Origin of the sequence: Mucilaginibacter gilvus (genome assembly GCF_004054195.1) — a bacterium.
Lineage (GTDB): Bacteria > Bacteroidota > Bacteroidia > Sphingobacteriales > Sphingobacteriaceae > Mucilaginibacter > Mucilaginibacter gilvus.
Map to the genome: position 1 here is coordinate 38,935 of NZ_SBIW01000001.1, position 18,398 is coordinate 57,332.

An 18,398-nucleotide genomic window follows, 5' to 3' on the forward strand; every position below is an offset into this window, starting at 1 on the left:
GCCTGGTATTTCCCCATGGCGCTATAAATAATCTTCACCCAAACCACATCATAGTTCAAAAATCCCTTGCGAAAGACATACTTTTGCGGGGATTTTTAATTTCTGCCCATGCCGCAACAAAACAACTCTTTCGCCAAACGCATCGCTGTGATGGACCTTGGCACTAATACCTTTCACCTGCTGATAGCGGAAGGCAGCCCCACCGACTTTAAAATTATCCACCATCAAACCGAGGCGGTAAAAATTGGCGAAGGGGGCATCAATAAAGGCATCATCCAACAAGCGGCCTTTACCCGTGGTATAAAAACCATGCAGGATTTTAAGAAACAGATTGACGGGGCAGGTGCAAGCGAGGTTAGGGCAATTGCTACCTCCGCCCTGCGCAACGCAGCAAATGGCAACGATTTTATAGCCGAAGTGGAGGCCAAAGCCGGCATCCAAATAGAAATTATTAATGGAGAACAGGAAGCCGCGTTTATTTACGAAGGGATAAAAGCCAGCGGCGCGCTTACCGATGAAAACGCCCTTATTATAGATATTGGTGGCGGCAGCGTAGAGTTTATCATCGGTAACAATAAAGAAGTGCTTTGGAAGCAGAGTTTTGAAATAGGGGCTGCAAGGCTGATGGACAAGTTCCATAAAACCGACCCGATCCCGGTGATCTCCATAAAAGCTATGACCGCGTACCTAAACCAGCAGTTAGCTGATCTGTTTATCGCCGCAATGCAGTACAAGCCCACTGTTCTTATTGGATCCTCGGGCGCGTTCGAAAGCTTTGCCGAGGTGATAGAACTGGAAAAGGGTAAAGCATTCGACATTAAAAAAACAAAATCCTACGAGTTTGATACCGACGACCTGCTCGAACTCATCGAGCGCCTTATCAAATCAACCCATGCCAAACGCGCCAGTACAAAAGGCATCATCCCGGTACGGGTGGATATGATCGTAACCGCCAGCCTGGTTACCATCTACATTATGCAAAAACTGGGGCTGGTGGATGTAAGCATGTCTACCTATTCGCTTAAAGAAGGCGTATTGGCGGGGATGCTGGGTTAGCCGCCTATTACCATTACACAGGTTGAAAAACCAATAAGTACGACAAGGGCGGCACTCAATAAAAACTCTTTTCGGTAAATAAATATTGCCGTTATTAAACATATAATAAACTGGATGGCATTTAATATTGCAACAGCAATAAAGTTATATTCTCCTTTTTCGGCAACATCAAAATATATAGTGTAAGCAATAAGCACCAAAATATTGATAACAATGATGACCAATCTCAACTTTGGTACGGGGTTCTCCGTTTGTTCCATATTAAAATCCTCCTCTTAGCTGACCAATACCCACGCAGGTAGAAAAACCAATAACTAATACCAGCACCCCACTCAGCAGCCATTGCAATCTCTTAGGGCCGGTAAGGGTCAATATTAAACATAACATCACATGGAAGAATATTAAAAAGGCGTCAAAGAGTACCCCCCCGGATGGTATGGCGGAAATAAGTGTATATCCGGCTAAAATGCCCAAATTGATGCCTACTATTTTATAGCTTAACTCTTGCTTAGGTATCAGATCTTTTTCGTCCATATTTTATTAAAAAGTTGCGGCCATTTCAGTGCGTAATTGTTCCAGGTACTCCCGCTTGTCGTCCCGGTAAAAAATGTTCATGGTTTCAAACGGGATGATCTGCATATCCTTGTTCACAATATGCACACACGATTTTTTGATGGCGCGTACATCAAAATTCTGCGCATCTATAAAGTTCATAATAATAACCCGGAAAAGGTTATCGTAACCCAGTTGCGGCGCATCAATTTCGGGCAGGCAGCATAGGATAGATTTGAGGTGCTCTTTGGCTTTCTCCACCGAATTACCGGTACTGAACATATTGAGCAAATGCCCTTTCAATTGCTCGTCCTGCTCGTATACGATGGTGTTTTTGGAGTTATCCAGCAGGTCATCGGGGTTTATCATCCGCGTAAGCGGGAAAACCTGTCCGCCCAGTTTAAGCGCGTAGCCCATTACCAGGGCATCGGGGTTACAGGGCACAGGGATGAGGTCGTTGGCGTTGAAAACATTGGTTTGCGCCAATATGGCGCTACGCACCTCGGTAAGAGTATAGCGGTCGGTAGCCGGATTAAAGTTCTCCAGCCGCCCTGCCTGTTGCGTTGGCTGGAAGGTCACGCCGCGGATGCAGGGTTGCTGCAAGGCATATTCTATTATCTTGCCTATTTCATGGGTGTTTAGCCCTTTTTGCAAGGTAACCACCAGCGTGGTAGATAGGTTATACTTGTTGAGGTGTTCGATGGCTTTGCTCCGCACATCGCGCAGATCCTCGCCTCTTAGTTTTATCAACGCTTCTGCTTCAAAAGAGTCAAACTGCAGGTAGATCTCAAAATCGGGCTGATAAGTGGCCAGGCGTTTTACAAAGTTCTCGTCCTTAGCTATCCGGATGCCGTTGGTGTTTAGCATCAGGTGTTTGATGGGCTTTGTTTTGGCGATATCCAATATCTCGAAAAACTGCGGATGCACGGTAGGCTCCCCGCCGCTCAGTTGCACCACATCGGGCTGGCCCTCGTTCTCTACAATTACATCCAGCATCTGCTCAATCTCGTGCAGGGTGCGGTGCCTGCCATAATGCGGCGAGGACATAGCGTAGCAGGTTGGGCAACTTAGATTACAGCGGTCGGTAACCTCAATTACCGTAAGGCAGGAATGTTGTTCGTGATCGCGGCACAGCCCGCAATCGTAAGGGCAGCCGTAATGGGTTTCGGCATTAAATTTTAGCGGCATCTCGCTGCGCTTGGCGTAGTTGCGGCAATTTTTATAATACTCAATATCGGTAGCTATCAGCACTTTTTCGAAACCATGCTGGCGGCAATTCTTCAGCATATAAACGTTGCCTTCTTCAAACACTATCTTGGCATCCACCCTGCGCAAACAGGTAGAGCAAATGCTAAGGGTAAAGTCGTAATAAATGTACGGGCGTTCAGGCATAGGTTTTTATGAGTTTTGAAGGATAGAGAAATACTTTATAATAATACAAAATTCCGCCGATACAAACCAACTGAATTACCGACAGCCCGAAGCCAAAAAAGTAAGCGGGCTTAATAAACTCCACCAGCAGGCGGAAGATAAGATAGCTTACCATGAAAACTTTAAACCGAGCACCGTTGGCAAATTCGTGCTTACGCTCCATCAAATTCAGGCTTATCCAAAGCAACAGCCAAAACAATATCTCGTACAAATTGGTAGGGTGCCTGCGGATGCCGTCGCCAAAGTTGATGGCCCAGGGTAAATTGCTGGCTATGCCGTAGGTGCCGTCTTCCAACCCGGCCAAAAAGCAGCCGGTGCGGCCGATGATCATGGCTAATATCAGCGGGTAAACCATCAGATCGCCGGAGGACACGGTAACGCCAATTTGTTTTTTGGTGAGCTCTACCCCTATCAGTCCGCCCAGCATGCCGCCTACTATTGTTTTATTACCCATAAAATAGATGAGGTTAAACTGCGACAGCAAGGTTGGGTTCTCCAGCACACCAACAATATGGCTGCCTAAAAATGCGCCAAATGCTGCCCCAATAAAAATTAGGAGCCGGTTATTGGCGCTGATCTGATCCTGAGTATTCTTGCGGAGATAAGCGTAATACCGGTAGCCAAGGAAATAGGCCAGCGTTTCGCATACAAAATGAACAGGGATAGCAGCAGAACCAATTGGGATATTTACCGGGAAATGCAAATTGGATATAGTTTAGCGTTCCCTAAAGGTAGTAATTAGCCAAATATCAAACTAAAAATAAATTTGTTAGCTGCGCTTTGTATCTTGCTGTGCTTTTTACTCACAGCTATGAAAACCACCTCCCTAACCGCCGCCCTGTTATTTGTTACTGCAATTGCCGCCCAGGCGCAAAAGAAAAACCCTAACGATACCATTGCCAGCAACTACCAGCCGGCGGCTCTGTTCTCCACCAATCCCTTTACCGAAAAGGGTAACGAGTTCCATTCGCCCAATGGCGAGCCGGGCGCAAAGTACTGGCAAAACCGTGTGGATTATCAGCTGGATGTGAAATTGGATACCGTGGCCAAAACCATCAGCGGATCGGCAAATATCAGCTATACCAATAATAGCCCCGATGCACTTCAATACCTATGGCTGCACCTCGATCAAAACACCTATAAAAAAGACGCACGCTCTAACTTTGTAACCGGCTTCGCCGCGCCGGACCATACTACGGGCTACCAAATCGAATCGGTGTCGATGCTGCAAAACGGCAAGGCTACCAAGCTGAATTATGTAATAACTGATACCCGGATGCAGGTACGTCTGCCATTGGCGGTAAGTCCGAAAGGTGGCAAAATAAGCTTTGTAGTAAAATACCATTACACCATCCCTGGTAATTTTGGCGGAAGGACGGATTATACCGATACCAAAAATGGCAAGATCTACGAGATTGCCCAGTTTTACCCCCGCATGTGCGTGTACGATGATATGCGCGGCTGGGACACCGCCCCTTTCCTGGGCAGCGGCGAATTTTATTTAGAGTACGGCGATATCGATTATAAGGTAACTCTCCCTGCGGATATGATCGTGGCTGGCTCGGGTGAGTTGGTAAATCCTGCAGAAGTGCTTACCCCAACCCAAATAAGCCGCCTGGCTGCCGCTAAAGCCAGCGACAAAACCGTAATGATCCGCACCGCGGCCGAAGTTACGCAACCATCATCGCGCCCGGCAACTCAAGCCAACCTCACCTGGCACTTTAAAATGCTGAATACCCGCGATGTAGCCTTTGGCGCATCAAAGGCTTATATATGGGATGCCGCAAGGGTTAACCTGCCGGGCGGTAAAAAGTCGCTTGCTATGTCGGTTTACCCCGTAGAGAGCGCCGGCAAAGAAGCCTGGGACAGGGCTACGGAGTATCTGAAAGGTTCGATAGAATATTTTTCCGAAAAATGGTTTGTGTACCCCTACCCGGTTGCCGTGAACGAAGCGGGTATTGCGGGCGGCATGGAGTACCCCGGCATCGTTTTCGATGGCATTACCGATAAGGGTAAAGACCTGTTTTGGATCACCGCGCACGAGATTGGGCACAACTGGTTCCCCATGATCGTAGGTAGCGACGAGCGACGCTTTGCCTGGATGGACGAAGGCTTTAACACTTTTATAGATGTTTATGCCTCAGATATGGTGAACAAAGGCGAGTTCGGCCCGAAACGTGACAGCGAGTATGCCGAGAACGGTGGCAACCCGGCAGATGAGATCATCCCTTTCATCATCGACCCGGAAGCACCATCCATGATGACCGCACCCGATGCCATACCCGAAAAGTACCGCCACCCCTTCACCTACTTTAAACCTGCTTTTGGGTTGATATTGCTTCGCGAACAGATCTTGGGTAAAGACAGGTTTGATTACGCTTTTAAAAACTACATCTACAAATGGGCCTACAAACACCCGCAGCCCGATGACTTTTTCCGTTCGATGGAAAACGGCGCGGGCGAAGATTTAAGCTGGTTTTGGAAAGGCTGGTTCTACAACAACTATAAATTGGATCTCGCCCTGATAGATGCCAAATACGCCGATAAGGATCACTCCAAAGGCATTAAAATAACCGTAGCCAATAAAGAGCTGATGGCTATGCCGTTTACCGTAGAAGTTAAATTAAAAGACGGCAGTAAGCAACGCACCTATTTCCCGGTAGAAACCTGGCTGCAACAAAAGGTGGCGACCATCAACATCCCAACCACACAGGATGTTGAAAGCGTTGTAGTGGACCCGGATAACGCCCTGCCGGATGTGAACAGGAAGAATAATGGGAAGAAGTTTTAGTGATTTCGGAATTGGGATTTGAGATTTCGGATTTTATTGATGTCGAATTTTCGAATGTTCAATTTCGAATGTAAAAAACTTAGTCATTGCGAGGAGCAGTGGGCGGGATGAGCGAAAGGGCGCCGTGGCAACCTCATAGGACGTTATCCCGTAGCAGGTGAATTTGCATAATTAAACATCCTATGAGGTTGCCGCGCTTCGCTCGCAATGACAGGGTGGTTAATAAAAGAGACGCGAAGTATCGCGTCTCTACATTCTGAAAATTCGTAAACTCTGTTATTCTGATTCAGACAAGCTTCTTCAACTGCTGATACACCTTCTCCGTAGGCAAACCTACCACATTGGTATACGAACCATTGATCCGCTCGATGCCAATAAGGCCGATGCGCTGCTGGATGCCGTACGAACCGGCTTTATCAAAGGGTTGGTATTCTGCCACATAACTCCTGATCTCTTCGTCAGTAAGTTTGCGGAAAAACACTTCAGACATATCGTAGAATTTGTTGTATTGGTGCTTATGCAGCAGGCAAACGCCGGTGTACACCTCGTGTACGTTTCCGCTTAGCTTATGCAGCATTTCTATAGCGTGTTCCGCATTATCGGGCTTGCCCAGTATCTCACCCTTTATACAAACAATGGTATCGGCGGTGAGCACTACCTCGTCGGTAATGTCTTCGTCGAATGCCTCGGCTTTTTTCTGGGCAATGTAGAGGGCTATTTCGGCAGGTGTAAGCCCGTCCGGATAAGATTCATCCACCTCCTTTAAAACCACCCGGAAATCAATATCCATCAGTTTCAAAAGTTCCTGCCGCCTCGGCGACTTAGAAGCGAGAATTATTTGGGGTAAACCACTCATACCGGAAAGCTTTTGACTTTTTACTTTAAACTTTTGACTTGAACTACCAGCTATACGCCTGTTCGTTCATCCACTTGCCTTGTATCTTCATCACCTTTTCAATGATGTCGCGTACGCAGCCTTTGCCACCGGCGTAGGGCGATACAAAGGCACTAACGGCTTTGATCTCTTCGCAGGCATCGGCAGGGCAAACCGGGAGGCCTACCATTTTCATTACGCCAAGGTCGGGGATATCATCGGCCATGTACAGCACGTTTGATGGGTGGATGCTTTTCTCTTCCACGTAGATCTTAAACCTTTCGGTTTTGGTGTGCGCGCCAAGGTAAACATCATTAATCCCTAAACTATTTAAACGAAACAATGCGCTTTTACTGCGGCTGCCAGATATAGCTGCCACATTGTACCCACTTTTTACGGCCAGCTGCAAAGCATATCCATCCTTAATATTAAAAGAACGGCTTTGCACGCCGGTTTCAGTCACCATGATCGATCCGTCGGTCAGTACCCCATCCACATCAAAAATAAAAGTGGTTATATCTTTAAGCTTGTTTAAAAAGGATTCCATTTATGATAAAGTCATTGGGTCATTATTTCATTGAGTCATTGGCTAAGCGGAAAGCTAACTGCCAGCTGCAACTATTGATTATCCCGCCACTCGTATACCCAGGCACTTTGGATTTGCTCCAGGTGGCCCTCGTTAGATTCTTCGCGCGTGCCGGCAAAGTTGGGGAGAGAAAGTACCCAATCCAATAGTTCCGTAAAACGGATGCGGTAGATCTTCGATTCGCCAAAATCATCGCCGAACTTTTCGTACAGGCTCAGGGCTATATCTTCGTGGTCGGCCCAGTGTATTGGCAGGGCGAATTTATCGTCGTTCATTTCTTGCTTGTGAGTGATCGTTTCTATTTATAATTAGTGGCCCATAAAACCCGATTGATCGGGCAGGGTAACTTCAATATCGCCATCTATAATTACGCACTGGCAGCCCAGGCGCGATGTAATGCGCGGATTTACCGCCCTGTCAATAAAGTCTTCTTCTTTATCAGAGATCTCCTGGATGTTATCCATCCCTTTATTAACATATATGTGGCAGGTGCTGCAACCGCAAACGCCGCCGCAATTGTGCTGTAAATCTATGCCGTTTTCCAGGCATACGTCCAAAACAGATTCCCCTTCGGCAATAGGCAGTTCAATGGTATCATGGTCTGCCTCTTCGAAGTTGATCTTTATCTTAAAAATATTCATTTTGGCAAAAGTAACAAAATTAACTATCCCTGTTACCTGTGTTACTGTTTTTGATAATATCCTGACTTAGCAACAGGTAAATTTGCTGTAATTCATCCTTTCCATCCAGCATTTGCAGGTGTGCCTGCATGGTATGTTCGTCTTTACGCACCGCAGGGCCGGTTTGAACCGCGGCCGGATGATGCGTTTTTATCTTATCGGCGGTCTCCAGTATCAGCGGGCGCAACATATCAAAGCTCATATTGTGCTCCTTTAAAAGCGCTTCGGATACGGCATACAGATGATTGGTGAAATTGCAGGCGAATACTGCCGAAAGGTGCAATATTTTTCGCTGCGCGGAATTTACCCGGTAAACATTATTGCTGATGGTGCGGGCAAGCTCTTCCAATTGTTTGGTTATCTCTTCGGTAGCGCCTTCAATACATATCGGCACATCCCAAAAATTGAGCTCTTTGGTTTTGCTGAAGGTTTGCAGCGGATAAAAAACACCAGCCTCCGTAGTGAAATTCAGCAGCGTTTGCAGCTCCACAGCGCCCGAAGTGTGTACAATCGACTTTTTAAACGGGGACAATTTGGGAACAATTTCGGCTATCGCGTCGTCCTTAACGGCGATGATAAAGATGTCGGTTTCGCTGTCAATGTCCTTAAGACTATCAATGGCTACTGCGCCAACATGATAGCCCAGCATAGCGGCATTTTGCATATTGGGGCTGTAAACCTGCACCAAACGGTGGCCGGCATTTTTTAACGCTGCAGCCAGATGTGTGGCAACATTGCCCGAACCGATGAGGGTGATACGCATTAGTTTTTAATATACATTATGGCACAAAATTAAATAATTCCATTACTTTTATTTCCTCATTCGATATTTGTTATTCCCCCACAAAAAATGAAGTTCCTTAAGCGTTTTGTTATTTTTCTCCTGCTGCTCATTGTTTTAGCAGCAGCCGTTGTAGCCATTATCTATTTCACTCAAAATAAAGAAACAAAAGAGCTTACTTACAATTTGCGCAAAAACACCAATGGTAGTTATGTAGAATTAAGCGGCGGGGTTACCCACTATGAGCTGGATGGTCCCGATTCCGGTAAAATAGTTGTGCTGGTACATGGTTTTAGCGTACCCTACTATATATGGAACGGCACCTATGAATATTTAGCAGAACACGGCTTCCGTGTATTGCGCTATGATGAATTTGGCAGGGGCTATTCTGACAGGCCCGACACCGTTTATAACAAGGCACTTTACCTTGACCAGTTAAAAGAGCTGATGCAAAAACTGGAAATGAAAAAACCGGTAAACCTGGTAGGCGTGTCATTCGGCGCAGCCGTTGTGACCGATTTTGCCAACGAATACCCAGATATGGTGAATAAAGTTGTATTGGTAGACCCGGTTTACAAATTTGGCAAGCCCGGCTTTATATCATACATCACCACTTTTAAAGAAATACTTAATGCCGATAAGCGCGCGCTTGGCCAGATGGAGGATTTTAAATACCCCGACAGGCACCCTACCTGGGTAGAACAATACACCCCACAGATGGAATATAAGGGCTTTCGCAATGCGTTGGTTTCTACCCAATACAACTACTTGTTCAATGCCAGCGAAAGCTACGCTACCCTTGGCGCGAAAAATAAACCCGTGATGCTGATATGGGGAAAAGAGGATAAAACAGTGCCGTTTACCTACAGCGATTCGGTAAACCGGGTTTTAAAATCGGAATTTTTGCCGGTTGAAGACGCAGGTCACCTTCCTTTTATTGAGCAGGGCGAGATTGTGAACCCGGCCTTGGTAACATTTTTAAAGAAATAGTATCTAAACTTTAAATTAATCATACAATATTATGGACACTTCACTCATCACTACCAGCAACACGTTAGAAGGTTACAAAGTCACTAAACACCTGGGCGTTGTGCGCGGCATCACCGTACGCAGCCGCAGCGTTGTGGGCAATTTTGCGGGTGGCATACAGTCGCTTTTTGGCGGCAGGCTTTCTGTTTATGTAGAGCTTTGCGAAAACGCCCGCGAAGAAGCTTACCAGCTATTGATACAGCATGCCCGCGCCACGGGTGCCAATGCTATCATCAATATGCGTTACGATGCTAATGAAGTAATGCAGGGCATTACCGAAGTTTTGGCCTATGGCACCGCTGTTGTGGTGGAGAAGGCGTAATAGCCTCACCCTGCCCTCTCCAAAGGGTAATAGCCCACCGTTACACACGTTGGTAATTCATAATACGTTCCGCTGGAACGTTAGATGGTTCTTTGGCATTTTCTACCCATAAAACATCCCGAAGGGATGAAAACGAAATCGTTTCGCAGGAACGTCTCATGGGTAGAAGAATAATGGCGATTTTTACGTTCCAGCGGAACGTTTTATGGAATCTGTTTAATGGTGGGCTATTACCCTCCAAAGGATTTAGGTGAGGCTTCGCAATCGCACAAGAAAAATCTTCGCCTAAAATATTACCCCCAAATAAACAACACTATATTTGCCTCAAATACATTTACCATGCAGGTTATAAAGCAATATATAGAAGATAATAAACAGCGTTTGCTGGATGAATTGTTCGAACTGCTGCGGTTTCCATCCGTTAGTGCCGACCCAAAATACAAAGCCGATGTTTTAAACGCCGCCGATTACGTGGCTAAAAAACTAACTGACGCCGGTGCCGATAAGGTAGAAGTTTGCCAAACCGCAGGCTACCCTATTGTTTACGGCGAAAAAATAATTGACGCAGCGCTACCAACTGTTTTGGTTTACGGACATTACGATGTGCAGCCTGCCGATCCGCTGGAACTTTGGAAAACCCCGCCTTTTGAACCCACCATTCGCGATGGTAAAATTTACGCGCGCGGCGCCTGCGATGATAAAGGACAGTTTTACATGCACGTAAAGGCATTTGAACTGATGATGCAGACGGATACCTTACCCTGCAATATCAAATTTATGATAGAGGGCGAGGAAGAAGTAGGCTCTAACAACCTAAGTATTTTTGTAAAACAAAATAAGGAACGCCTGAAAGCCGATGTGGTGCTGATATCTGATACCTCGATGATCAGCATGGAGCACCCTTCGCTGGAAACCGGCTTGCGTGGCTTATCTTATTTGGAAGTAGAAGTTACCGGCCCTAACCGCGACCTGCACTCGGGTGTTTACGGTGGCGCTGTGGCCAACCCGGCAACTATCCTTGCCAAAATGATCGCTTCTCTGCACGATGATGATAACCACATCGCTATCCCCGGCTTTTATGATGATGTAACAGAACTTACCGAAACCGAGCGTGTGGAGCTGAACGCCGCGCCTTACGACGAGGAAGAATACAAAATGGACTTGGACATAGCCGAGGTTTGGGGCGAGAAAGGCTACACCACCTTCGAGCGCACCGGCACTCGCCCTACTCTGGAAGTGAATGGCATTTGGGGCGGATACATTGGCGAAGGCGCGAAAACCGTACTACCGTCAAAGGCCAGCGCCAAAATTTCCATGCGATTAGTGCCGAATCAAACCTCTGAAAAAATAACCCAACTGTTTACAGATCACTTCCTGAAGATAGCGCCACCTTTTGTAAAGGTGAAAGTTACCCCGCACCATGGCGGCGAGCCGGTGGTTACCCCTACCGATAGCATTGCCTACAAGGCGGCACAGAAAGCCATAGCCGAAGCATTTGGTAAGCAGCCTATTCCAACCCGGGGCGGCGGCAGCATCCCTATCGTAGCTTTATTTGAAGCCGAACTGGGTTTAAAAACCGTACTGATGGGCTTTGGCCTCGACAGCGATGCCCTGCACTCACCAAACGAGAAGTATGATATATTCAACTATTACAAAGGGATAGAGACGATACCCTTGTTTCATAAGTATTTTGCGGAGCTGAGTAAATAATCTGAATCAGGGTTTTAGAATTAACAGAATTTGCTGCCCTTACCGTCATGCCGAAATTTTTTCGGCACCTCATATGCAAGGTGACGAGGGTGCAAATAGCACCGTGTAGGCAACCTGTCCTGTGGGGTCTTGAAACAAGTTCAGGATGACGTGGTGGTTAAGTTAAATAATGATCGCGAATCAAAATTTCATTCTGAAAATTCTAAAATTCTGAAAATTCTGATTCAGACATTTAAACCGTCCACTTCTCGCACCCCTCCAAAAACCCTTTATCCGCATCTGCCCCAATCCCCGGCGCATCGCTAATATCTAAATGATATCCATTGTATTGGGCACCGCCTACGCAGGGGTCTATCAAGTGGCCAAGTTTACAGGTATCCATATCATAAAACTGGATATTAGGGCTGGCGTATACAAAATGCACTTTGCTGCTGAGGGCTATGCGGCTTTCCAGCATACCGCCCATCATACAGGGGATGCCGCGTTCGGCGCAGGTATCGTGAATCTTTTTCGCTTCGGTAATGCCACCTGCTTTGGCCATTTTTATGTTTACGTAGTGGCAGCTGCCGCTTTCTATCTGTTTGCGGGCATCATGGTGGATGTAAACGCTTTCGTCTGCCATAATTTTTACAGGAGAGAGTCCCATCAGTTCGGGCAGGCGGTCGTCGTACCAGGTACGCATGGGTTGTTCGCAAAACTCAATATCGTATTCGCTTAAAGCCTGCAGGGCGAAAACGGCCTCGTCAAAGCTCCAGCCCTGGTTAGCATCAATGCGGATCTTCATTTCGGGGCCAACCGCCTCGCGGATCTGTTTGATGCGTTCCACATCAACAGCAGCACCTTTGCCCAGTTTCACCTTTAAAATATTAGCGCCGGATGCTTTAAAGTCAATAGCTTTTTTAGCCATTACTTCCGGTGTACCAATGCCTATGGTGATATCGCTTTCCACCACGCGCTTTTCTCCGCCTAAAAACTTGTACAGCGGCAAGCCCGCGTTTTTGGCGGCAATATCATACAAAGCCATATCAAAGGCGCTTTTAATGGTGCCGTTACCGGCGGTGGCGTCGTGTAGTTGCTGCATCCGGGCGGGGACATCCAGCGCGTTTTGTCCTTTCCATAATTTGGCGAAATCTTTGGCCATCACCAGGCAGGTTTCCTGTGTTTCCCCAACGATCATCGGGAAGGCGGAGCATTCTCCCACCCCATAAAAACCGGCGTCGGTATGTACGCGGATAAAAGTGTTCATGGCATGGTCCATGGTGCCGGTGGCAATGGTAAAAGGCTCCATGGGGATGCTGAAGCGATAGATATCTACGGAGGTAATGGTTACAACGGATTTATTCATAACGAACACGAATTTCACGAATTAAGGCAAATTTTCACGAATCGTGGTATATCATTGTCAATATTTGTCGTAAGCGGAGTAATTGAATTCGTATAATTCGTGAAATTCGTGTATGTTTGCGTTAGTACTTCGTACGCATTCATTTCGGCTCTCCGGTTTCTGCCCTCTATTCTAAGAAACTGTCCATGCGCCGGAAAACACCTTCAAGAGATTTTATTAAATTAAAAAAATATACATGGCATTAACAAACTTGCCTGGTGGTTTTGATTATAACTCAACCAGGAATAAACTTTTACTTACCGAATACGGCCGCAACGTACAAAACATGGTGAAATACATTGTTGCGCTGCCTACCAAGGAAGAACGCAACAAATACGCACAGGTGGTTATAGACCTGATGGGCTTTTTAAACCCGCACCTGCGCGATGTAGCCGATTTTAAACACAAGCTTTGGGATCACCTGCACATCATCTCCGATTTTCAATTGGATGTAGATTCCCCGTACCCAAAACCGAGCCCGGAGGCTATACACCTGAAACCCGAGCCGCTTAAATATCCGCATCAGCGGATCCGCTACAAGCACTATGGTAAAACTATCGAAATGATGATAGAAAAAGCCAAAAGCATTGACGAACCGGAACGCAAACGCCACATGGTACAGGCCATTGCCAACTTTATGAAAATGGCCTACGTGCAGTGGAATAAAGATTCGGTTGCCGATGATCTGATCATATCCGATCTGTTGCACCTATCTGGCGGTGAGCTAAAACTGGAAGAGAACGTAAACCTTAACCGTGTAGAGTTCCGTACCAACCCGTACAGCAACAACAACCAAAACAATAATAACAACCGCGGTGGCCGTACAAATAACAACAACAACAACCAAAACAACCGCAACAATGGCGGCGGCGGCGGTGGTGGCCGTACCAATAACAACAACAATAATCAGCGCAGCAATAACAACAACCAAAACAATAACAATAACCGTGGGCGCAACCCGGGCGGCACTAAGAAGTATTAAGTTGGTGAGTGGTGAGTGGTGAGTGGTGAGTGGTGAGTGGTGAGTGGTGAGTGGTGAGTGGTGAGTGGGAAAACTTTTTGCCTTTCGATTGTTTGTGCTTATGAAATATATTTATCCAATTATTTTATAATCTTTGCTCCTTTAAACCAGAGAACGTTCTGCTATGAACTATTCACTATGAACGTCTACGAACCATCAACCACGAACTAAAATGAGAAACGCATTTGAAATACAGGGCGGTAAAAAGCTAAAAGGGGAAATTATCCCACAGGGTGCCAAAAACGAGGCACTGCAAATCATATCGGCTGTATTGCTTACCGGCGAAAAAATGACCATCAATAACATCCCCGATATTCAGGATGTTAATAAACTAATAGAACTACTTGGCGATATGGGTGTTGAGGTGAACCGTACCTCCCGCTCTACCTGTACTTTCGAAGCAAAAGAGATAGACCAGGATTTTTTCAATTCTGAAGCTTTTAAAACAAAGGGCGGCGGCTTACGCGGTTCTATCATGATACTGGGTCCACTTTTGGCCCGTTTCGGCAAAGCATCTATCCCAAAACCTGGTGGCGACAAAATTGGCCGCCGCAGGCTGGATACCCACTTCCTGGGTTTCGAAAAACTGGGCGCGCGCTTTGATTACAACCCCGAAACCAGCTTTTACAATGTAGATGCATCAAACCTCAGGGGTACGTACATCCTGCTGGATGAAGCATCGGTAACCGGCACGGCCAATATTGTAATGGCGGCGGTTTTAGCCAAAGGCACTACCACTATTTATAACGCGGCCTGCGAACCGTACCTGCAGCAGCTTTGTAAAATGCTGAACCGTATGGGTGCAAAAATTAGCGGCATCGCATCTAATCTGCTTACCATAGAAGGCGTTGATAGCCTTGGCGGTACCGAGCATACCATGCTTCCGGATATGATAGAGATAGGCTCGTTCATCGGCCTTGCTGCCATGACGGGGTCCGAGATCACCATTAAGGATGTGAAGTATAAGGAACTGGGCATGATACCCGACGTATTTAAACGCCTCGGCATTCAAATGGAATTGCGCGGTGATGATATATACATCCCCTCGCAAGATCATTACGAGATAGATACTTTCATAGACGGGTCGCTATTAACCGTTGCCGATTCACCATGGCCGGGCTTTACGCCCGATCTGCTGAGTATTGTGCTGGTTGTAGCCACACAGGCAAAAGGTTCGGTGTTGATCCACCAGAAAATGTTTGAAAGCCGCTTATTCTTTGTAGACAAACTACTGGATATGGGTGCCAACATCATCCTCTGCGATCCTCACCGTGCCACCGTTATCGGCCTGGATAAACAGATCCAGCTGCGCGGTATCTCCATGACCTCTCCCGATATCCGTGCCGGGGTTTCCCTGTTAATTGCAGCATTATCGGCACAGGGAAAATCAACCATTTACAACATCGAGCAAATAGAGCGCGGCTACCAAAATATCGATACCCGCCTAAAGGCATTGGGTGCCGATATTACGAGGATATAATTTGGACGAAGGACGAGAAGATGAAGGAGCAAGGAAATATTACGGTCTTTGAATCCTTTATCTTTTCGTCTTTTATCTTTTCTACTCCCCTTTCTCCTTTTTAATTATCTTTAGCGCAACCAACTAAACCATTTAATGTCCTATAAAAACCGGAAACCTGGGTACTCCAAGTTTATAATGATTTTTGTTGCCATAAAGGTACTACTGAACGCGTTGGCAATCAGTCGGTTTGGCTTTCACCGCGACGAATTTCTGCATTTGGTTCTGGCCGATCACCTGGATTGGGGTTATAAGGAAGTCCCTCCCTTCATCGCCATACTGGCAAAGATCACGCTTTCTGTTTTTGGCGACTCTGTTTTTGCGGCGAGGATATTCTCCACCATTGCAAGCGGCTTAATTGTGTGGCTCACCGGGCGTATTACGGTAGAACTGGGCGGGCGCAGGTTTGCCATTACGCTGGCCTGTTTAGCTTTAATATTCTCACCGGCATTTGCGGCAAGCGGTTACCTTTTTCAACCTGTAGTGTTCGATCAGTTGTGGTGGGTGCTTACTGTTTGGCTGTTCTGCAAATACCTGAACACGGCAGATGTACGCTACCTGTACTGGCTTGGCGCGGCGGTTGGTTTTGGGATGCTTACCAAGTATTCCATGGCTTTTTTTACCTTTTCTCTCATCATCGGTATCCTGATAAGCAAAGAACGTAAGTTGCTTTTTAACCGCCACGTGATTATCTCGGCCCTGATAGCCGTACTCATATTTCTCCCCAACATCATCTGGCAGTTTGTGCATCATTTGCCTGTGATAACGCACATGAAACAGCTACAGGCCACCCAATTGGATTACGTAAAACCAATGGATTTTGTGATACAGCAGTTACTGGTTAACGGACCGTCGCTGTTTGTATGGCTCACCGGTTTCGCGTTTTTGATGCTGTCGTTCAAACTAAGGCGGTTTAGGTATCTGGCTATTGCGTATGTGCTCATCTTCCTGTTCCTTTTAAAAATGAACGGGAAAAACTACTACCTGTTTGGTGCCTACCCTATGCTGTTTGCTGCCGGTGGCTTTGCGTTTGAAAAGATGATCACACGGTCGAAAGTGATTTTACGGGTAGCTACAATTGTGCTATTTGTGCTGCCAAACCTATTGCTCTTACCCCTATTTTTACCCATTTTCTCTTTCGATAGAACTGTCTCGCTTTTTAAATACGCGCACGAACATGTAAGGTTTTTAGATTTTGCCGTAACCTGGGAGGACCAAAAACAACACCCTACCACGCAAGATTACGCCGATATGCTTGGCTGGGAAGAAATGGCTCAAAAAGCCGCCCAAACCTACCACAGCCTTACGCCCGAGCAGCAAAAGCAAGCCCAGATCTTCGCCGATAATTATGGCGAAGCGGGTGCCTTGCATCACTTCCATAAAAAATACAATATGCCCGATGTGGTAAGCCTCAACAGCAGCTTCGCGCTGTGGGCACCCGATAACCTGGATGCTAAATATATTATTTATGTGGACGACGACGATAATGTAACAGCGCGCCTTGCACCGTTATTGGAAAGCTATAAGCAAACCGGCGAGGTATTTACCCCGCTGGCACGCGAAAAGGGAACGCGGATATACCTATTGGTAAATCCCTCCCCAAAACTTAACGAGGTATATAAAGCGGAACTGGCGAAAAAGAGGCTGGAGTAAAGTTGTCCCCACGCCATCCCGAGCCTGCTTCGAAAACTCACATGCAGAGCCACTATGCAAAGTGGCTCTGCATGTGGGCGCTGAAACACATTCAGCACGACGAGCTTTATAATATTTTATTAATCGTGTTAATCTATAATTCGTGTAACATGCGCGGACTAAAAACTATCATCTTCCTCACCATATCAAACCTGTTTATGACGTTCGCCTGGTATGGTCACCTTAAGTTTAAAGAATACGACTGGGGCAAAAACCTGGGGCTGATCTCCATTATCTTCATCAGTTGGGGGCTGGCATTTTTTGAGTACATTTTCCAGGTGCCGGCAAACCGCTTAGGCTTTAAGGGCGATGGTGGGCCATTCACCCTTGTTCAGCTTAAAACTATACAGGAAGCCATTACGCTGACCATGTTTATGGTGTTCACCATCGTTTTCTTCAAAACCGAAAAACTCGGCTGGAACCATTTGGTAGGCTTCGCGCTGATCGTATTGGCGGTGTTTGTGATATTTAAAAAATGGTGAGTGGCGGATGTGCGGGTATGCAGATGTGCAGATGAGAAAAAACAACTTGTTGTGCTGAGTTTATTTGCCGTGCGTTAAATAGATCACCTGCCCTGTTTTTGCATTGATCATGATATAAAAAACGCCCCCGAGATCGCTCCACAAGTGCCCGGTCATCAACCAATAACAATCCGCATTGCCAACGGTATAAGGCCTCTCTGCTTTAATTTTCTTTTCGCCATATACTGGGAACAGCGCGGCCTCGGCAGCCTTTACAAAGCTTTTTTCGTCCGTTATTTTTATCGGGGAAACAGGATATTTCCGGGGATATTGTTTTTGGCCGTTTAAGCCGGCGGTAACGTATGCTTTAACTTCGTTAGCTGGCATGTGCAAATTCTCCCACGTACCCCCACAGGCGGTCAACAAAAATAATAAGGCGATTACGTTTTTTTTCACAAACGAAATATAAAAAAAGAGACGCGAAGTATCGCATCTCTATAAAAAAACTT

Annotated in this window: 20 protein-coding genes; 9 read left to right on the forward strand and 11 right to left on the reverse strand. The window is 46.4% G+C overall.

Going from position 1 to position 18,398, the window contains the following annotated elements; genetic code table 11:
- The first annotated feature begins 108 nt into the window (after nucleotides 1-108).
- Nucleotides 109-1,056 carry a Ppx/GppA phosphatase family protein gene (locus EPL05_RS00195; protein WP_128531494.1) on the forward strand — a complete coding sequence of 316 codons (948 nt, stop codon included), beginning with the start codon at nucleotides 109-111 and terminating at the stop codon, nucleotides 1,054-1,056.
- On the opposite strand, the gene EPL05_RS00200 is transcribed toward EPL05_RS00195, so the two are convergent.
- The 4 genes from EPL05_RS00200 to EPL05_RS00215 are packed head-to-tail and all read right to left on the reverse strand — an operon-like array spanning nucleotide 1,053 to nucleotide 3,742.
- On the reverse strand, nucleotides 1,053-1,316 hold the full coding sequence (locus tag EPL05_RS00200) for a hypothetical protein (RefSeq protein ID WP_128531495.1): 264 nt from the start codon (nucleotides 1,314-1,316) through the stop codon (nucleotides 1,053-1,055). The genes EPL05_RS00195 and EPL05_RS00200 overlap by 4 nt on opposite strands.
- Before the next feature lies 1 nt (nucleotide 1,317).
- Nucleotides 1,318-1,590: a hypothetical protein gene (locus EPL05_RS00205; RefSeq protein ID WP_128531496.1), complete on the reverse strand. Its 273-nt coding sequence runs from the start codon at nucleotides 1,588-1,590 to the stop codon at nucleotides 1,318-1,320.
- Between the two features lie 6 nt (nucleotides 1,591-1,596).
- The gene (locus tag EPL05_RS00210) at nucleotides 1,597-3,000 is read right to left on the reverse strand and encodes a radical SAM protein (RefSeq protein ID WP_128531497.1); all 1,404 of its coding nucleotides are present in this window, start codon (nucleotides 2,998-3,000) and stop codon (nucleotides 1,597-1,599) included.
- Nucleotides 2,993-3,742, reverse strand: coding sequence for a prolipoprotein diacylglyceryl transferase (locus EPL05_RS00215; protein ID WP_128531498.1), 750 nt, complete (start codon nucleotides 3,740-3,742; stop codon nucleotides 2,993-2,995). Before EPL05_RS00215 ends, EPL05_RS00210 begins: the two co-directional genes overlap by 8 nt.
- Nucleotides 3,743-3,850: 108 nt before the next feature.
- Here EPL05_RS00215 and EPL05_RS00220 point away from each other — a divergent pair, with 108 nt between their 5' ends.
- Nucleotides 3,851-5,830, forward strand: a complete 1,980-nt coding sequence (locus tag EPL05_RS00220; protein ID WP_128531499.1) for a M1 family metallopeptidase — start codon at nucleotides 3,851-3,853, stop codon at nucleotides 5,828-5,830.
- A 286-nt stretch (nucleotides 5,831-6,116) separates the two neighbouring features.
- Here the strand turns inward: EPL05_RS00220 and EPL05_RS00225 are convergent, their stop codons facing one another.
- The 5 genes from EPL05_RS00225 to EPL05_RS00245 all read right to left on the reverse strand — a co-directional run bounded on the left by EPL05_RS00225 (nucleotide 6,117) and on the right by EPL05_RS00245 (nucleotide 8,733).
- Complete coding sequence (locus EPL05_RS00225; protein WP_128531500.1) at nucleotides 6,117-6,686, reverse strand: Maf family nucleotide pyrophosphatase; 570 nt, start codon at nucleotides 6,684-6,686, stop codon at nucleotides 6,117-6,119.
- A gap of 43 nt (nucleotides 6,687-6,729) precedes the next feature.
- Nucleotides 6,730-7,251 (reverse strand): KdsC family phosphatase, encoded by a 522-nt coding sequence (locus EPL05_RS00230; protein WP_128531501.1) that lies wholly within the window; start codon nucleotides 7,249-7,251, stop codon nucleotides 6,730-6,732.
- A gap of 71 nt (nucleotides 7,252-7,322) precedes the next feature.
- Nucleotides 7,323-7,565 (reverse strand): Fe-S cluster assembly protein IscX, encoded by a 243-nt coding sequence (gene iscX / locus EPL05_RS00235; RefSeq protein ID WP_128531502.1) that lies wholly within the window; start codon nucleotides 7,563-7,565, stop codon nucleotides 7,323-7,325.
- A 33-nt stretch (nucleotides 7,566-7,598) separates the two neighbouring features.
- Nucleotides 7,599-7,931: a 2Fe-2S iron-sulfur cluster-binding protein gene (locus EPL05_RS00240; protein WP_128531503.1), complete on the reverse strand. Its 333-nt coding sequence runs from the start codon at nucleotides 7,929-7,931 to the stop codon at nucleotides 7,599-7,601.
- 19 nt (nucleotides 7,932-7,950) lie between these two features.
- Entirely contained in the window at nucleotides 7,951-8,733 is a 783-nt protein-coding gene (locus EPL05_RS00245) for a Rossmann-like and DUF2520 domain-containing protein (protein ID WP_128531504.1), read from the reverse strand.
- Nucleotides 8,734-8,820: 87 nt separating this feature from the next.
- On the opposite strand from EPL05_RS00245, the gene EPL05_RS00250 reads away from it, so the two are divergent.
- The 3 genes from EPL05_RS00250 (at nucleotide 8,821) to EPL05_RS00260 (ending at nucleotide 11,812) form a co-directional block, all read left to right on the forward strand.
- The gene (locus EPL05_RS00250; protein ID WP_128531505.1) at nucleotides 8,821-9,741 is read left to right on the forward strand and encodes an alpha/beta fold hydrolase; all 921 of its coding nucleotides are present in this window, start codon (nucleotides 8,821-8,823) and stop codon (nucleotides 9,739-9,741) included.
- 31 nt (nucleotides 9,742-9,772) lie between these two features.
- On the forward strand, nucleotides 9,773-10,102 hold the full coding sequence (locus EPL05_RS00255; RefSeq protein ID WP_128531506.1) for a YbjQ family protein: 330 nt from the start codon (nucleotides 9,773-9,775) through the stop codon (nucleotides 10,100-10,102).
- Between the two features lie 339 nt (nucleotides 10,103-10,441).
- Entirely contained in the window at nucleotides 10,442-11,812 is a 1,371-nt protein-coding gene (locus EPL05_RS00260; protein ID WP_128531507.1) for a dipeptidase, read from the forward strand.
- 232 nt (nucleotides 11,813-12,044) lie between these two features.
- On the opposite strand, the gene EPL05_RS00265 is transcribed toward EPL05_RS00260, so the two are convergent.
- The gene (locus EPL05_RS00265) at nucleotides 12,045-13,157 is read right to left on the reverse strand and encodes a mandelate racemase/muconate lactonizing enzyme family protein (RefSeq protein ID WP_128531508.1); all 1,113 of its coding nucleotides are present in this window, start codon (nucleotides 13,155-13,157) and stop codon (nucleotides 12,045-12,047) included.
- A gap of 235 nt (nucleotides 13,158-13,392) precedes the next feature.
- Between EPL05_RS00265 and EPL05_RS00270 the strand changes: the two genes are divergently transcribed.
- The 4 genes from EPL05_RS00270 to EPL05_RS00285 all read left to right on the forward strand — a co-directional run bounded on the left by EPL05_RS00270 (nucleotide 13,393) and on the right by EPL05_RS00285 (nucleotide 17,910).
- A complete protein-coding gene (locus EPL05_RS00270; RefSeq protein ID WP_128531509.1) occupies nucleotides 13,393-14,178 on the forward strand; it encodes a DUF4290 domain-containing protein in 786 nt (261 codons plus the stop codon).
- Nucleotides 14,179-14,389: 211 nt separating this feature from the next.
- The gene (gene murA, locus EPL05_RS00275) at nucleotides 14,390-15,697 is read left to right on the forward strand and encodes a UDP-N-acetylglucosamine 1-carboxyvinyltransferase (RefSeq protein ID WP_128531510.1); all 1,308 of its coding nucleotides are present in this window, start codon (nucleotides 14,390-14,392) and stop codon (nucleotides 15,695-15,697) included.
- 177 nt (nucleotides 15,698-15,874) lie between these two features.
- Nucleotides 15,875-17,389 (forward strand): ArnT family glycosyltransferase, encoded by a 1,515-nt coding sequence (locus tag EPL05_RS00280; RefSeq protein ID WP_208394644.1) that lies wholly within the window; start codon nucleotides 15,875-15,877, stop codon nucleotides 17,387-17,389.
- 149 nt (nucleotides 17,390-17,538) lie between these two features.
- Nucleotides 17,539-17,910, forward strand: coding sequence for a DMT family protein (locus EPL05_RS00285; protein WP_128531512.1), 372 nt, complete (start codon nucleotides 17,539-17,541; stop codon nucleotides 17,908-17,910).
- A gap of 60 nt (nucleotides 17,911-17,970) precedes the next feature.
- On the opposite strand, the gene EPL05_RS00290 is transcribed toward EPL05_RS00285, so the two are convergent.
- Nucleotides 17,971-18,276 (reverse strand): NTF2 fold immunity protein, encoded by a 306-nt coding sequence (locus EPL05_RS00290; RefSeq protein ID WP_128531513.1) that lies wholly within the window; start codon nucleotides 18,274-18,276, stop codon nucleotides 17,971-17,973.
- Nucleotides 18,277-18,398 lie beyond the last annotated feature (122 nt).

Excerpts from the sequence above, each read along its gene's own strand:
- EPL05_RS00210 (WP_128531497.1), bottom strand. The coding sequence starts at position 3,000 with ATGCCTGAACGCCCGTACATTTATTACGACTTTACCCTTAGCATTTGC.
- EPL05_RS00270 (WP_128531509.1), top strand. The coding sequence starts at position 13,393 with ATGGCATTAACAAACTTGCCTGGTGGTTTTGATTATAACTCAACCAGG.
- EPL05_RS00245 (WP_128531504.1), bottom strand. The coding sequence starts at position 8,733 with ATGCGTATCACCCTCATCGGTTCGGGCAATGTTGCCACACATCTGGCT.
- EPL05_RS00220 (WP_128531499.1), top strand. The coding sequence starts at position 3,851 with ATGAAAACCACCTCCCTAACCGCCGCCCTGTTATTTGTTACTGCAATT.
- EPL05_RS00205 (WP_128531496.1), bottom strand. The coding sequence starts at position 1,590 with ATGGACGAAAAAGATCTGATACCTAAGCAAGAGTTAAGCTATAAAATA.
- EPL05_RS00255 (WP_128531506.1), top strand. The coding sequence starts at position 9,773 with ATGGACACTTCACTCATCACTACCAGCAACACGTTAGAAGGTTACAAA.
- EPL05_RS00240 (WP_128531503.1), bottom strand. The coding sequence starts at position 7,931 with ATGAATATTTTTAAGATAAAGATCAACTTCGAAGAGGCAGACCATGAT.
- EPL05_RS00230 (WP_128531501.1), bottom strand. The coding sequence starts at position 7,251 with ATGGAATCCTTTTTAAACAAGCTTAAAGATATAACCACTTTTATTTTT.
- EPL05_RS00260 (WP_128531507.1), top strand. The coding sequence starts at position 10,442 with ATGCAGGTTATAAAGCAATATATAGAAGATAATAAACAGCGTTTGCTG.
- EPL05_RS00280 (WP_208394644.1), top strand. The coding sequence starts at position 15,875 with ATGATTTTTGTTGCCATAAAGGTACTACTGAACGCGTTGGCAATCAGT.
- EPL05_RS00265 (WP_128531508.1), bottom strand. The coding sequence starts at position 13,157 with ATGAATAAATCCGTTGTAACCATTACCTCCGTAGATATCTATCGCTTC.
- murA (WP_128531510.1), top strand. The coding sequence starts at position 14,390 with ATGAGAAACGCATTTGAAATACAGGGCGGTAAAAAGCTAAAAGGGGAA.
- EPL05_RS00285 (WP_128531512.1), top strand. The coding sequence starts at position 17,539 with ATGCGCGGACTAAAAACTATCATCTTCCTCACCATATCAAACCTGTTT.
- iscX (WP_128531502.1), bottom strand. The coding sequence starts at position 7,565 with ATGAACGACGATAAATTCGCCCTGCCAATACACTGGGCCGACCACGAA.
- EPL05_RS00250 (WP_128531505.1), top strand. The coding sequence starts at position 8,821 with ATGAAGTTCCTTAAGCGTTTTGTTATTTTTCTCCTGCTGCTCATTGTT.
- EPL05_RS00195 (WP_128531494.1), top strand. The coding sequence starts at position 109 with ATGCCGCAACAAAACAACTCTTTCGCCAAACGCATCGCTGTGATGGAC.
- EPL05_RS00290 (WP_128531513.1), bottom strand. The coding sequence starts at position 18,276 with ATGCCAGCTAACGAAGTTAAAGCATACGTTACCGCCGGCTTAAACGGC.
- EPL05_RS00225 (WP_128531500.1), bottom strand. The coding sequence starts at position 6,686 with ATGAGTGGTTTACCCCAAATAATTCTCGCTTCTAAGTCGCCGAGGCGG.
- EPL05_RS00200 (WP_128531495.1), bottom strand. The coding sequence starts at position 1,316 with ATGGAACAAACGGAGAACCCCGTACCAAAGTTGAGATTGGTCATCATT.